Source organism: Streptomyces sp. NPDC050988 (assembly GCF_044456225.1).
GTDB lineage: Bacteria > Actinomycetota > Actinomycetes > Streptomycetales > Streptomycetaceae > Streptomyces.
Genome location: NZ_JBITFQ010000034.1, coordinates 80,841 through 94,058, shown reverse-complemented (window position 1 = coordinate 94,058; position 13,218 = coordinate 80,841). Strand labels below are relative to the sequence as shown.

Genomic DNA, 13,218 nt, shown 5'->3' with positions numbered 1-13,218 from the left:
CCGCAATCGTGGTTTCGCCTGCGCCGTGGGCGACCAGCAGCTTCGGGTAAGTGTCGAGCAGGAGTGCTTCGTTACGGGCAGTCAGGCTCCCGCCCGCCAGCACCAGAGGTGGAACGGGACGTTCGTAGAGGTGGTCTACTGACCTTGTCGGATTAGCTTCGGGTGCCGGAGTTGAGGGTCAGGCCGGTTTCGGTGAGGCAGCCGTCGATGAGTTCCGGGTGCCGCTGGATGTGGGCGAGGCCGCGGCGGAGGGTGCGGGTGAGGTGGTCAGGGTCGGTGAACGCGGTGTTGGCCATCGGGCCTCGCCGTAACAGGGACCAGACCCCTTCCACCGGGTTCAAGTCCGGGCTGTAGGAGGGGAGCTGGACGATCGTGAGCCAGTCGTGGCCTGCGGCGTAGTCACGCAGGCCAGCGGTGCGATGGGTGTTGAGATTGTCCCAGACGACGATGACCGGGGCGCCGAGCTGCAGGTGCGCGCGGACCAGGAGGTCGCGGTAGTCCTGCCAGGCGAAGCTCTTGCGTGCACCCTTCAGCAAGGAGTGGAAGCGGGGCCGGTAGATCATCCGGGACCTCTCGCCGGGCCGGTAGCAGCACATCGCAGCGATCGAGATCCGCCGCCGGGACCGGCCTCGCACTCTCACCACGGGAGTCTGTCCGCGCCGGCCCCAGGTGCGGGCTCGTGGCGGCGTCATCGCGAACCCGGCCTCGTCCTCGAAGGCGATCCAGGCCCCGAGCGCCGCCGCGGTGCTTCCACCTGCGGCCATACGTCCTTCTTCCAGAGCTCGACCGCATGCTCGTCACGTTCCAGCGCACGGCGGGCCGGGCTCTGCCAGGACCAGCCGTGGCGGTGCAGGAGCCGCCACACTCCCGCGATCGAGCAACTGACCTTGAACTGGCCGCCGATCAGCGTTCTGACGCGTTCCAGCGTCCACCGCTGATCTTCCCAGCCATGCGCGGCCGGCCCTTTGGCCAGCTCTTTTTCCAGCACGGCGAACCGTTCGTCCGACAGCTTCGGCAGTTTCGCGGGTCCCTTCGACTTCAGACCCTCGATACCGCCTTCACGCCAGTTGCGGCGCCATTGCTCCACCGAACGCTCACTCACCCGCAGGTCCTTGGCGATGACCGAATTCCTGTCACCGCGAGCAAACCTCCGCCCGGCCTCCAGCCGGATCCCTTCACGCGCAGCCCGCCGCTCAGCAGTCAGGCCCCCACTATCCGCGTACCGCATAACACTGGCATACCGCAGGGATCACCCAACGTCACCACCCGAAGGCAACCCGAAAAGGTCAGTAACAGGGCGGTCAGGAGGTCGTGCTGGCCGAACGTCGCAGACACCCCGACAATGTCGGGCTCCGTGGTGGCGATCTCACCCAGCAGATCATCGAAGCTCACCCCGAGCTGCATGTCCGTCAAGCTGATCTGGCCGAGCAGGGTTCGCCTGGCGGCCCGTGCCAGATCGGAGATCCCCAGAGGGAAGCGGGGAAGGGGGAACCACTCGGGGTGGTACAGCGAGACCAGCAGAACCCGCGGGCGCGCCAGGCGCCCAACCCCGTCGGCGGCGACGGCGCCACCGGACAGCCACTCTTCCGGCTGGTCGACCATGATGCGGTCGGCTGTCCACGCGGGCCAGTCCCGGGCCGAGTGCGGCCGTCCCGCCAGGTCGGCGATCGTCCACCCGGTCAGTCCCGGTGCGCGTTCGGCGAGCAGCAGCCGCTCGTCGAGGGTTCCGGTGACGCTGAACTGCCCGGGAAGGATCCCGCTGAGTGCCTGGCGGAGTGCATTGGGCCAGCTGGCAGGGATCTGGAGCAGATGATGCTGCTGAGCCTGCGGCAGTGGCCGGCCGGTGGCATGTTCGACGCTGGCGATCAGTCGGTCGCCCCATTCGGAATCTACAGCTGCTTCGGGGTGGCGTGACGTGGCCATCGGCATCGACCTGGCTCCCATCGTCTCGGCTGGCCTGACCAGCAGACGTGACCGGGGCACCACGAGCCAAGGGGCGCGGACGGACTCGGACTCATTCGTCTCAGGTCAAAGCCCCCACCTGGAAGTTGGTCCGCCTCACAGCATCCGATGGCTACACTTCTCGGACACTCTCGGACACCCGCAAAAGCCCTGATCAGGAATCTGCGTGCCTAACCCCGACGACATCGATCCGACCGAGGCCCGGACCGTCGCCGACCTCGCGATGTGCCTGCGACGGGTACGGGCACGGGCCGGGAACCCATCCCTGCGAGAACTGGAACAGCGCGCACGGCGGGGCCGACGCAGCCTGCCACGCAGCAGCATCAGCGACATGCTCGCCGGCAAACGACTCCCCCCGAAGCTACTACTGTTCACGTTCCTCCACGCCTGCGGCATCAAGACCGGCGACGATCCGCGGTGGCTCGTCTCCTGGAACCGACTGGCCTCTCACGACATCGATGCCGAAGAGCTCCGCCCGCTCAGTGAGGAACTGGTCGCTGAGGTTCGAGAAGCCGGTCTCACCCGGATCGGAACGACCTACCTCACCGACATGCAATGGCACGAGCTGTTCGCAGATGTCCGCGAACTCGACATCTACATGGCCTACGGCCAGACGTGGACCCGGATGCACGCCCGCGACCTCGCCAGAGTCGCCGCCCGCCAGGACGCCCGCATCCGCGCGGTCCTGGCCGATCCCGATGACGAACGCACCATCTCCGTCCTGGCCAACCGGTTCGGCCTCACCGCCGAAGAACTGCGACGGCGCATCGAAGACACCCGGGCCGAGTACGCCGCCCTACGCACCGACGGTGGCGCGGCCATCGAGATCTACTACCGGCCGGGCGACCGCATGTTCTCCTTCTACCGCCTCGACAACACCGCAGTCGTCGGCTTCTACAGCCACAGCCGCACCCGCGCTGCGAGCGTCCCCGTCCTTGTGTGCGAGCGCCCCGGCGGCCTGTTCACCTTCGTCCAGGAGGAATGGGACGCCGTCATCCGAGACAGTCGGCCCGCCTGATCCCACCCGGTCCGGGCCGCCCCAAAACCGCCGGTTTCTCGTGGCGCAAAGGCTCATGATGGGATCTCACATCCCCGACGCCGAGGAGTCCGCTCCGAGATGACCTCGCATTCGCTTCCCACCCGGACGCTCGGACGTACCGGCATCACAGCCCCGGCCCTCGGCATCGGGTGCTGGGCCATCGGCGGTCCCGATCACAACCTCGGCCTGCCGATGGGATGGTCGACCGGCGCAGACGAAAGCGCCGCCATCGCCGGGCTCGAAACGTCCTGGGAACTCGGCGCCCGTCTCTACGACACCGCCGACGTCTACGGCCACGGCCTGTCCGAACGGCGTCTGGGACGGCTCGTCGCCCAGGTCCCACGCGATCAGATCGTCCTGTCGTCCAAGGTCGGATACTTCACCGGCACCGCCGAACACGGCTTCGACCCCCGCCACATGCGTCGCCAGCTCGCCCAGACCCTGGACAACCTTGGCACCGACCACCTCGACATCTACGGCCTTCACCACCACGATTTCGGCCCCGACGACCAGTGGTTGCAACCGGCGATCGACGTCATGCATGCCTTCAAGAACGAGGGCATCATCCGCGCGATCAGCCTCCGTGGCCCGCACCGCTTCGCGCCCGACCGCCTGTCCACTCCGCCCGCCCTGCGCGGCAACAAAACCGCCAGATTCCGTGCGCTCTTCGACCTCGTACAGCCGGACATCCTTGCCGTACGCGACAATCTGCTGACCCCGGCTGCCAGTTCCGAAGGGATCTTCTCCTTCGCCGACCAGCGCAACTGCGGAGTGCTCATCAACAAACCCCTCGGACAAGGACTCCTGACTCGGTCCCATTCCCCCGATCAAGCGCCCGCATTCGGGGATGGCGACCACCGGACGCGCAAACGCTGGTTCACCGCGCCAGCTCTGGCCGTCCTCGACGACGCCCTCGCCGAAATCCAGCAGACGATCGCACCCGAGCACGAGGACCTCATTGCTCTCGCTCTGTGGTCCTGCCTCAACCGCACCACCAACGCAATTGCCATCGCTGGGTTCACCCACCCCGGCCAAGTTCGCGCCAACATCACTGCAACCAGCCGAGTCCCCACGGACGAACAGCTGTCTCAGGCCCGAACAATCCTTGCCGAAGCACAGGCACGTCTCAATGGCGATGGTCAAGTATTCCTCGACGAATGATCTACCCTAGCGAGTTCGTCCCTCCATACCCCGCTCTCTTTTACGGTCCTGCAACTACCGCTCGCATCTGAGCCCGGCACGGCTGCCGCGACATCTGGCCGAAGGCGTCGTCGTGGAGTTTTGCGCAGTCCGTGCCCTCGACGTAGCTGGTGCCCTCGAAGTTCTCGAACTGGACGGCGGTCGGCATGGGGTGGGTGCCCCTCCAGTGCGGTGACCAACTCGGGGTCGGCGACGCCTTTGCCCCCGGCGCCGAGCTGTCCCGCCTATCGAGTTCGGCACTTCCCCGGATCCCGTCGTTGTCCAGGCGGGCCCCGAAGGAGATATCCAGGGGAAGTCGCCCGGTCCGGGCGTACGACGGGGACCTGCCACCGGTTCAGTTTCTCGATGACCGAATCAGCGGTTGCGTCATCCAGTTGCGAAACGATGAGGACGGAGGCGGCCGGCGTCAATCCGCGTCCTCTTCTTGATCGCTGCCCTCGTCAGGTCCGCCGTCCAGACTGGCCTTCGTCTTGGTCTCCTTGCTCGTCTCGGACTTCTGGTGCTTGCTCGTTAACGGCATGTCCAGACCGTCCGAGCCGACCCATCGACATGTCTGCGTCACGGGGTCGAGTATGACCTCCGCAGCTGGAAGTACGGCGGCTTCGGGGTAGGGCCTCATGCGGGTCACACCCAACGGCGCTGCTGCCACGCTCACTTCGACGTCCGGTCGCTGGCGACCATCAACGCACAGTGTGTCGCCGTGCCCCCAACACGCCGGTAGATGACGCCCAAGGCATCCGGCATTGATCGATCACTTGTGACCAGCCCATACAGTCCGGCCTGAGCCTCCTCGTGGCGTCTTCCTGCTGCCGATCACGCGGGGTACGCTCCACTCACCCATGGGTACGGCTGTACGAGAAGGCTCGCTTCCCCCCGCACTGGTCGTGGGGGGAAGCGAGCCCTTTTTGTTCGGTGTGTACGGCTCAGACGTCGAACTGTGACGCGAACTTGGCGAAGGCGGCGAATTCGACGGGGGCGAAGGTCAGCGTGGAGCCGTCACGGCTCTTGGAGTCCCGGACGTGGATGGCCTCGCCCGTCTCCGCGATCTCCAGGCACTGCCCTTGCTCCCCGCCGCTGTAGGACGACTTTCGCCAGGTCATGCCAGTCTTCTTGTCGGTATAGGTGTAGCCGGGCATCAGAACTTCTCCTCAAGGTGAGCGTTAATGAGTTCCCGCGACTTGTCCGCGGGAAGTGCGAGGTCGGCGATCTTCTCGAACATGACCGAAAGGTCGCTCACTTCGGTGGGCTCGTCCAGGATGTTGCCGCCCAAGGAGTTGTCGATCGAGATGGCCGCAGGCCACGGGTGGCGGAAGCTCATGATGGTCATGGCCTGGTTCGCTGCCGCGTAGGCGGGGACGTCCGCCGGGACGATCTGGATGGTGATGTTGGGCTGCGCGGCGTCGTCGGCCAGCTTGCGAAGCTGCTCCTTCATGACACCCGGAGCGCTGGGGAAGCGGTGTAGGAGCGCGGCTTCGGAGATCAGCGCGTGAAGTTGGTTTCCGGGTCGGTGGAGGACTTCCTGACGTGCCATGCGGATGGCGCTCAGCATGTCTGACCGGTCTCGATTGTCCGGATGGAGCGGGCTGTTGAAGATCTCCCTGACGTACCCCGGCGCCTGGAGCAGGCCCGGGATGATCGCCGGGTGCTGGACTTGGATCTTCTTCGACTTCGACTCCAGGATGATGAAGTCGAGGAGGGCGTCGGAGATTTGGCCCATGTATGCGGCCCACCAACCGGCGCCCGGCGGCTCGTTGGAGGCCGCGGCCATCTCGAGGACCGCTTCCTCGTCGTCGTGGATGCCGTACGTCTCCAGCATCTTGCGGATGTCGTCGGCGGCGACTCGGTAGATGCCCCGCTCGATGCGTCCTTGGCGCGTGGAGTCCCAGCCGAGCCGCTTGGCGGCTGCGCCGGGTGCCAGGTCGGCCCGTTCACGGTAGTCGCGCAGCAAGCTTCCTACGCGGCGCCTCATGACAGGCGGAGGGAGCTTCTTCTGAGTCATGAGGAGCATTCTGTCAGTCGCGAGGAGCATTGGCGATAAAACAACTGTTCTATCCTTTCGAGAATCGGACGCTCGATATTGCGCAGGAGTGCTCGATGGGAGCATGCTAGTGCCGTCGGGTGACGCATCGCCATTCCGCGCTTGCTGAGCGGTGTGCTGCCTGTTGGTGTGGCTGCCCCCTGCCTCCGTTGGGGTCGGACACGTCACCCGCGCGTGGACCGACCGCATCCTCGAACGAAGCCGAGGCCAGGAATGCGCCAGAGCATCACCGCACGCAGGGCTCGCGACTGGATGGACGTGGAGCACCAACGCGACGCGGAGTGGCACCCGGACAGGGTCCGAGTCGAACCCGGCCCCAGTGCCCGGCTCGCTGCGTTACGGTGCGACAACCTTCAGAAGGTGATTGCCGAGGTCCGGGCCAAGGGCCGGGCGCCACGTGTGTGCCGGTACGCGCTGTCTGTCGGTGGCCATCGGCCATCCAACTCCCTCGATGCGGCTGCCACCTTCGCGGTGCGCAATTCCTGGCAGGTGGGCGGTGAAGAGCAGACCTTCACCGACCCTCACGGCGCACCCAATCCAGAACTGCGTACGGGCTGGCGCCTCGTGCGGAAGCAGATCCGTGCGGGGTACGCGGACGGTGTTGTGGTGACCACGACCAGCGTGATCAGTCCCCACGCCGAGGCGTACGAGCAGGAGTTGCTCTGGTTTGAGATGCACTGCGCGTTCGTCGCGGTGATCGCTCCGGAAGCCGAGATGGGGCGGCTGTGATAGGCCCCCCGGACGGCCGAGGGCGGGCTGGCCTACGACTCGGAGACGCAGCGGAACCCGGTGTCGTTGTCCCGCATGCTGGCGTTCGCCGCGTTCTGCAGCGACGGCGCAGCACGCTCGAACGGGGAAGTGAACGCCGAGCCTTTCAGTTCGTACCGGCCGCCGCCGGGCGTCTCCTCCGTAGAGCACCACTCCCACACGTTGCCGCACATGTCGAACGCGCCGTATGGGCTGACGCCGGACTGGTACCGGGAGACGGGCGTCGTGTCGTCTATGCCGGTCTCGGCGACGTTCGCCTTTGCTGCCGTGGGTTCGTCGCCCCACGGGTAGACGCGTCCCTTCGGGCCGCGGGCAGCTTTTTCCCACTGCCGGGACGTGGGCAGCGCCTTGCCACACCAGCGTGCGTATGCGGTGGCGTCGTGCCACGTCACCCACACCACCGGATGAGTGGTCAGGGTGACGGGGCACCGGCCGTCGGGCCAGTGCTGCGGCGGCCGGTGCCCGGTGGCCTGCACGAATCTGTCGTAGTCCTCGTTTGTCGTCGGGTAGACGTCGATGAGGAACGAGTCCAGCCACACCGAACGGTTGTCGGGGCCGGACAGGTAGATGCCCTCCTCGACGAGGGTCATCACCTTCCCGTCGACGGGGTGCTTGCTGGTCCGCGAGTCGCGGCGCAGCAGCTCCTCGGCGCGCGCGTCGTGCTGGACGGCGGCTCGTTCGGTGAGGAGCGCCGCGAACCGCAGCTGAATCTCTCGGCTTGCCTGGGAGAGGAGGGTGTCGAGGGCCGCCTGGTTGGTGAGGCTGAGTTCCAGCGTCTCGCCCCGGCCCTCCCACCTGGGGATCTGGCGCTGGTTCACACCGACCAGCTCGGCGAACGCCTTGCCGGTCTTACGCATGGCCTTACGCAGCAGGCCGGCCTCGCGGCCGGTCCACCTGGTCACCCCCGTCATCATCTCGTTCTACAGGGTCTCGCCGGGGATCGACAGGTATGTCTCTTGGAGCTGCCTCAACACGGGGTGTTCGGTGGGGAACTCGGTCTCGTCGATCGCGGCCAGGGGCCGAACGCCGATGCTCGTGTTCGTCGCGAATGCGGCCGCCATGCCCTTGGCCTGGTCCAGCGTGACGGTGGCGACCCGGTGCTCGACGTGCTGCCGGAGCAGCGCCATGGTCACGCCGGGCAGCACCGGCGCCTGCGGCCAAACCACGGTGCCGTCCTGGTCGATGAAGCCCGCGTTCCAGGTGCCGCCTTCGCTCACGAGTCCGTCGGGGCCGTAGAACAGTGCGTCGCCGAATCCGGCGTGCTGCGCCGTGCCGCGGGCGTGCAGGGCACCGAAGAGACCGACGTGTTTGACCTCGGGCAGGTCGCGCTCGTACGGCACGCTCATGGCGCGCAGCGGTTCCGGGGGCAGAGCGCCGGCATTGCGTACGGACACCAGGATGTGCGGCTCGTTGGCGTCTGCTGGGTGCCCCATCTCGACCTTCGGGTCGTAGATCGTGACGCGGACGACGCACGGCCCGCTCTGCCCGTCCAAGCCCTGCCGGACGTAGGCGCGGACGCGACCGGTGTCCAGGTCTGCGTTCCACACAATCTTGCAGTCCCTGGTGAGGCGTTCCATGTGGAGCGCCAGGCCGCGGATGCCGCCGTCGGCGTCGACGCGCATGGACGTGAAGTGGCCGACGTTGGTCAGGGCCAGGGAGAGCAAGTCGTCTGCGGATGCGGGCTTTCCATCGAGTGTCACCATGCCGTCCAGCATGGCAGGGCAGTGGTTTGTGGCGGCACCCCGATCGTGGTTACTGACGGGTCAACGTCATCGGAAAGTCATTCCCAAGTCCTCACCGGCCGGTGTTCGCTGGTCACCGTACGGACACGCATGGTGATTCGTGAGACGAGGTGTGCCGTGCAGCGCCCAGCCGCTACCAGCACATGCCCCCACTTCTGTGAGTCACCCGGGAGAACGCCGATGGCACCGATGTCGACCGTCACTGCGGGTTACTCGGCCACAGGCTGGGCTACGGCTCACGCGTTCGCCAGCAACGTGCGTTCGGGGAGCTGGAAGGTGAAGCCGAGCGCCCGACGGAGGTACGTGATGAACGCCTGCCTGTTACGGCCGCTGCGCGGAGTCGGTCCAGTAGTCCTTGAGCATCTCGCCGGGCCACGCCGGCTGTGTGACCTGGCCGCGAGGCAGGAACTCCCGGAACACCACTACCAAGTCGATGACGGGTGTGCCGTCGTCAGCGTCCAGGTCGGTCACATGGATGTCGAGCCCGTCGACCCGCAGCACCTTCGGGAAAGAGACTCCGAGGCCCGCCGGCCGCCGGTGGTTGTGGTGAGCGAACGTCCCGGTCGCCGGCCACGCAGGGTTGTCGCGGGGGCTGCGGGCGTGCAGCGCAACATCGTCGGACGACCGTTCGCTGAAGTGCCAGATCACTTGAAGGTGGCTGAACTCGGTGATGCCCTTCAAGGTCTCCTCGGGGAAATCCGGTTCAAGCCTGATGATCGACTCCACACCGCCCTTGAAGTCGTCGAGGCGTCCAGTGTGGCCCCCGACGACCCTTCCGATCACTGGCACTTCGATGGGCTGCTGGTCGGACATGCGTTCCCTCTTCTTCGGTTCCTGCCGATGGCTGGGCAGGCAGTTTCGTCCGCCATCGTCGTCTGGGCGGCGTCAGCCTACGCTGAGCATGGCCCGGGCCCTGGCGTCGAGTTCGGCTGCTGGACCGCCACCGCGGTTGCGGAACGGGGACAGGGCGCGGCGCATCTGCACGACGGTTTCACGGGCCCGCCCGGACTGCACTCCGGTCATGGCGTCGAGGGCCTGTCCCCATGTGTCGCACGCGGCCTCGAGCTGGCCCTGCTGGACCTGAACGGCGCCCAGGTATCCGAGAGTCACAGAGTGGGTCCGCTGGAACTGGCTGCGTCGGGTGCGCACGCTGTGGCGGAACTGCTTCTCAGCGCCCTTCAGGTCGCCGAGGTCGCGCAGGGCGGCGGCGGTTTCGTGGGCGAGGCTGGCTTGGCCGAAGAACCACACGCGGCTCGGTTCATCGCCTCCCCCCTCGGCTCTGCTGAGGTCGTTTTCCGCCTGGAGCAGAGTGGCCAGGGCTTCCTTGCGGCGGTTGTCGGCGGCCAGGCCGCGCGCGTGGACCACCCCGATCAGTGCTTTCTCTCGCCAGCTGGCGTTGGTATACCGCTTTCCTGCGAGCGAGTCCGTGGACAGGCGTACGGCCTGCGCAGGCTGCTTGAGGTCGACGGCCTGGTGGGCCATCGCGCGCAGGACGTGGCCGGCCAGAGGGGCGTCCCTGGCCTCCTCGGCCAGCTGTGTGGCGACGGTGAACCAATGCAGGGCCACTGGATGCTCGCCCGCGTCGAATGCGGTCCACCCGGCGAGGTAGGCCAACTCTCCCGCGGCCGAGGTCATGGCGCGCCGCACCTCTTCGGAGGGGAAGTGCCCGGCGAGGTATGCGGCGACCTCGGTGCGCAGGTAGGCCACGAGCGCCGTTCGGCCAACGCCTCGGCCGCCGCGCTGCTGGTCGCGGCGCGAGAAGAAGACAGTCATCTCGCGGACACTGTCCACGTCCTGAGGGGTGATGGTGTGGGTGGACAACGCTTCGCGGGCACGGGCGCGTTCGGCCGCCTCCTCCCACCACGACTCGGAGGGCAAGGCCAGGCCCGCGACGGAGTAGGCGGAGCCGACCAGTATCCGGCGGCGGTCCATGTCCATGTCAGTGCCCCCGAGGTTCACGAGCGTCGTCAGTGTGTCGACGCTCCACTCCGGCGACGGCAGAGCGGTGCCCCCTTCTGGGGCAAGCCCGATATCGGCGAGCGTGACGATGCGGCCAAGGCCACGCGAGAGCGTCTCGGCCAAGATAGACGGCGCTCGGCCGCTCGGCCGCGTGCCGGCCACCCAGCGGGCGATGCTCGACTGGTTCGTGCTGTCCAGCTCGTGGGCACCGTTCTCGGCCGCAACAGCTCGGAAACGAGCTGTCAAACGGGCCTGAGGCAGGCCAAGTTCCTGCATCACGGCTTCCAGCTTGGTGTTGCGTGTGCGCCCCATGGTGCGCCCCTGTCCCCGAAACGATCTTGCATAACGTGCATTGGATCCGCGCGCCCCGCGGGATACCGGCCGGGCGCCGAAAGCGGTTGTCTCAGGAAGACGATATTCCTCCAACGCTTATGCGACGTAGGGGAATCGACGACCTCATTCACATGGGCCCGCGCAAAGACCGGCTCGGTCCGATCGATGACAGCGAGGCGGAGCAGCCGATGAACGTGCACTACCTGACGCGAAGCCACACCGAACGACCGACGCTTCCGCCTGCCGCCGTACGGCGTGGCACCGCTGGCGATGCTGCGGCGGGATCGGCCCAAGGAGCGTGTATGAAGGTCTCCAACGATGACGCAGACGTCGGGGCAGGGTGCCCGGACCGGCCGGAGTGGTTGCGGCCTCTGGTGCTTCTGGAGGTCTCGTTCGAGGCGGATCCTGCGGCAATCAGGCCCGTGCGAAGGCAACTGCATGCCGCGCTCTCGGAGTTGGGACTCGAACAGGTTGCCGACGAGGTCGTCCAGGCGGCGCAGGAGCTCATGGCGAACGCGGTCGAGCACGGATGTCGCTGTCGTCCGCCGAAGACCACAGTCACCGTCAAGGCCGTGTACCGCGACGAGCAAGTGCGCGTGGACGTCCACGACCCGTCCGACGAACGACCGCAAGAGCGCCCGGAATCGGGGGAGCGGGAAAGCGGTCGGGGACTGAGCATCGTGGGTGTCCTCGCCGACCGGTGGGGCGTCAAGATGAACCGCGCCGGCACCGGGAAGTCCGTCTGGCTTGAGTTCGATGCGCCCTTCGTCCGAGGGGAGCAGGCTTCATGAGTATCCGCGCGCTGACGCGTGTTGATTCCCGTGCCCATCGCAAGGACCAGTCCTTGGTTCGATCGGTGGTCGCTGCCGCCAAGGAGACCATCGCCCTGGTGCTGGATGAGGAATCTCCTGTCCCTGAGGACGACCAGGACGTGAACCTCCTCGTTCTCCGCCTTCGCGGTCACCTGATGCAACTCGGTCCAGCGGCTGACACGTCGCTGAGCTGTGCCTCCCTGGCCGATGCACTCGAGACTGCCTGCCTGCTGGCGGCGCAGGAAGCACCGGATGACTTCATGAAGTCCCGCGTGCACCTTCGGCAGTTGGCGATCGCCGTTCAGTCCGTGCTCACCGAGATGAGCAGGATCGGACTGGCATGTATGCACCAGCCCGAGTGTCCGCCCGCGGATGCAGCGGACTGCCAGGCCGCCCAGGTGCTCACGCACTGCCCAGTACTGGGATACAGCCTTCTGTGCAACGGGATCCTTACCTTCGAAGACACAGGATGCGTCCTGCCGAACGGCCTTGTCGTCTCCCCCCGACGGCCCCTTCCCCCTCCCCCCGTCACAGACGGTCACGAGGAGGTGGATTCGTGATTCCGCCGTCACCGCAGGTGTCGTCGGGCTACCACGGTGCTCTTCTTTCGCCGGAAGAGGCCCGTCTCGCTCGGTCCGGCACCTGAATCGCCCTCGTACAAGCCCGGAGACGACGAGCTATGCCGAAGAACGCCTTGCGTATCGCCACGTTCGCCATTGCCCTGATGACGATCATCCTCGCTGCTCAGCTGCCTCGCTGAGCGGATCCGCCCGACGGACCCCCGTCCTGACCGGAGAGCTGATGACTCCCCTACTGACCACTCGCCACCAGTGGCTGCTTGGCTTCGGCGAGACTCCCCCGTCCGAGCTGCCGGGCGACTTCGATGTCGTCCGGGTCGGCACGGGCCTCGGTATGTGCGCGATCGATGCCATGATCGATACCGGTCACCGGGTCGGGCCGCTGCTGTGCTGCATCGCCCACCGGTTGCTCCTCATCCCGGTGGAGTCCGGGACGGCTGACCGGTGGCGTGCCGCGCACTCCGCGAGCAGCCGCGGTCCGGCTCTCCGGTGCGGGATGCATGGATACCAGCCGGTCTGCCGCAACCGTATCTGGCTCACTCCCCCCAGGCCGCTGGCCGCCTCGATGACCACCCCGGCAGTGCTCCACGACACGCTGAGCCTCATGCGTGCGCGGATGCGTGGTGCAGCACGTCAGCCGTTCAGGATGCGCGCTCGCGAGGCGTGCCATGTCTGAAGACCTGCCACCGGTCCCCGCGGTCAACAGGTGTCGGCCCCGAACCCATTCCGTTGACAGTGCACGCACGGATCGGGCATCCGACGCCCAACGCCTCGTCCGGGATCTCGA

At 66.8% G+C, this 13,218-nt stretch carries 17 protein-coding genes and 1 pseudogene; 7 read left to right on the top strand and 11 right to left on the bottom strand.

Annotation, left to right across the window (positions count from 1 at the left end):
* Window positions 1-152: 152 nt before the first annotated feature.
* From ACIBEI_RS42045 to ACIBEI_RS42035, 3 genes are read right to left on the bottom strand one after another with little or no spacing between them, the layout of a single operon-like run.
* Window positions 153-692 carry a transposase gene (locus ACIBEI_RS42045; protein ID WP_398896161.1) on the bottom strand — a complete coding sequence of 180 codons (540 nt, stop codon included), beginning with the start codon at window positions 690-692 and terminating at the stop codon, window positions 153-155.
* Window positions 689-1,228, bottom strand: a complete 540-nt coding sequence (locus ACIBEI_RS42040) for a winged helix-turn-helix domain-containing protein (RefSeq protein ID WP_398896121.1) — start codon at window positions 1,226-1,228, stop codon at window positions 689-691. The genes ACIBEI_RS42045 and ACIBEI_RS42040 overlap by 4 nt, the downstream gene beginning before the upstream one ends.
* Window positions 1,201-1,929, bottom strand: coding sequence for a hypothetical protein (locus ACIBEI_RS42035; protein ID WP_398896120.1), 729 nt, complete (start codon window positions 1,927-1,929; stop codon window positions 1,201-1,203). The genes ACIBEI_RS42040 and ACIBEI_RS42035 overlap by 28 nt, the downstream gene beginning before the upstream one ends.
* 199 nt (window positions 1,930-2,128) lie before the next feature.
* Here ACIBEI_RS42035 and ACIBEI_RS42030 point away from each other — a divergent pair, with 199 nt between their 5' ends.
* Both ACIBEI_RS42030 and ACIBEI_RS42025 read left to right on the top strand, forming a co-directional pair.
* Window positions 2,129-2,980 (top strand): hypothetical protein, encoded by an 852-nt coding sequence (locus ACIBEI_RS42030; protein WP_398896119.1) that lies wholly within the window; start codon window positions 2,129-2,131, stop codon window positions 2,978-2,980.
* A gap of 99 nt (window positions 2,981-3,079) precedes the next feature.
* The gene (locus ACIBEI_RS42025; RefSeq protein WP_398896117.1) at window positions 3,080-4,162 is read left to right on the top strand and encodes an aldo/keto reductase; all 1,083 of its coding nucleotides are present in this window, start codon (window positions 3,080-3,082) and stop codon (window positions 4,160-4,162) included.
* A gap of 40 nt (window positions 4,163-4,202) precedes the next feature.
* Here the strand turns inward: ACIBEI_RS42025 and ACIBEI_RS42020 are convergent, their stop codons facing one another.
* From ACIBEI_RS42020 to ACIBEI_RS42005, 4 genes are all read right to left on the bottom strand, one after another.
* Window positions 4,203-4,349, bottom strand: coding sequence for a hypothetical protein (locus ACIBEI_RS42020; RefSeq protein ID WP_398896115.1), 147 nt, complete (start codon window positions 4,347-4,349; stop codon window positions 4,203-4,205).
* Between the two features lie 258 nt (window positions 4,350-4,607).
* On the bottom strand, window positions 4,608-4,829 hold the full coding sequence (locus tag ACIBEI_RS42015; protein WP_398896159.1) for a putative ATP-grasp-modified RiPP: 222 nt from the start codon (window positions 4,827-4,829) through the stop codon (window positions 4,608-4,610).
* 295 nt (window positions 4,830-5,124) lie between these two features.
* On the bottom strand, window positions 5,125-5,337 hold the full coding sequence (locus ACIBEI_RS42010; protein ID WP_240364074.1) for a DUF397 domain-containing protein: 213 nt from the start codon (window positions 5,335-5,337) through the stop codon (window positions 5,125-5,127).
* Window positions 5,337-6,200 carry a helix-turn-helix domain-containing protein gene (locus tag ACIBEI_RS42005; protein ID WP_398896114.1) on the bottom strand — a complete coding sequence of 288 codons (864 nt, stop codon included), beginning with the start codon at window positions 6,198-6,200 and terminating at the stop codon, window positions 5,337-5,339. The genes ACIBEI_RS42010 and ACIBEI_RS42005 overlap by 1 nt, the downstream gene beginning before the upstream one ends.
* Before the next feature lie 399 nt (window positions 6,201-6,599).
* Here ACIBEI_RS42005 and ACIBEI_RS42000 point away from each other — a divergent pair, with 399 nt between their 5' ends.
* Window positions 6,600-6,968: a hypothetical protein gene (locus ACIBEI_RS42000; protein WP_398896113.1), complete on the top strand. Its 369-nt coding sequence runs from the start codon at window positions 6,600-6,602 to the stop codon at window positions 6,966-6,968.
* 32 nt (window positions 6,969-7,000) lie between these two features.
* On the opposite strand, the gene ACIBEI_RS41995 is transcribed toward ACIBEI_RS42000, so the two are convergent.
* The 4 genes from ACIBEI_RS41995 to ACIBEI_RS41980 all read right to left on the bottom strand — a co-directional run bounded on the left by ACIBEI_RS41995 (window position 7,001) and on the right by ACIBEI_RS41980 (window position 11,020).
* Entirely contained in the window at window positions 7,001-7,918 is a 918-nt protein-coding gene (locus tag ACIBEI_RS41995) for a formylglycine-generating enzyme family protein (protein ID WP_398896112.1), read from the bottom strand.
* A 9-nt stretch (window positions 7,919-7,927) separates the two neighbouring features.
* On the bottom strand, window positions 7,928-8,710 hold the full coding sequence (locus ACIBEI_RS41990) for an aminotransferase class IV family protein (protein WP_398896111.1): 783 nt from the start codon (window positions 8,708-8,710) through the stop codon (window positions 7,928-7,930).
* A gap of 360 nt (window positions 8,711-9,070) precedes the next feature.
* Window positions 9,071-9,562 carry a TrmO family methyltransferase gene (locus tag ACIBEI_RS41985; protein WP_398896109.1) on the bottom strand — a complete coding sequence of 164 codons (492 nt, stop codon included), beginning with the start codon at window positions 9,560-9,562 and terminating at the stop codon, window positions 9,071-9,073.
* Window positions 9,563-9,634: 72 nt separating this feature from the next.
* Entirely contained in the window at window positions 9,635-11,020 is a 1,386-nt protein-coding gene (locus ACIBEI_RS41980; protein WP_398896107.1) for a Tat pathway signal protein, read from the bottom strand.
* A gap of 323 nt (window positions 11,021-11,343) precedes the next feature.
* On the opposite strand from ACIBEI_RS41980, the gene ACIBEI_RS41975 reads away from it, so the two are divergent.
* From ACIBEI_RS41975 to ACIBEI_RS41960, 4 genes and pseudogenes are all read left to right on the top strand, one after another.
* Window positions 11,344-11,832 (top strand): ATP-binding protein, encoded by a 489-nt coding sequence (locus ACIBEI_RS41975; RefSeq protein ID WP_398896106.1) that lies wholly within the window; start codon window positions 11,344-11,346, stop codon window positions 11,830-11,832.
* Window positions 11,829-12,161 (top strand): annotated as a pseudogene (locus ACIBEI_RS41970) (DUF6415 family natural product biosynthesis protein); the annotation flags it as partial. The gene ACIBEI_RS41975 and the pseudogene ACIBEI_RS41970, both read left to right, overlap by 4 nt.
* 12 nt (window positions 12,162-12,173) lie before the next feature.
* Window positions 12,174-12,413, top strand: a complete 240-nt coding sequence (locus ACIBEI_RS41965; RefSeq protein ID WP_398896158.1) for a DUF5999 family protein — start codon at window positions 12,174-12,176, stop codon at window positions 12,411-12,413.
* A 241-nt stretch (window positions 12,414-12,654) separates the two neighbouring features.
* Window positions 12,655-13,107 (top strand): hypothetical protein, encoded by a 453-nt coding sequence (locus tag ACIBEI_RS41960; protein ID WP_398896105.1) that lies wholly within the window; start codon window positions 12,655-12,657, stop codon window positions 13,105-13,107.
* Window positions 13,108-13,218: the final 111 nt, after the last annotated feature.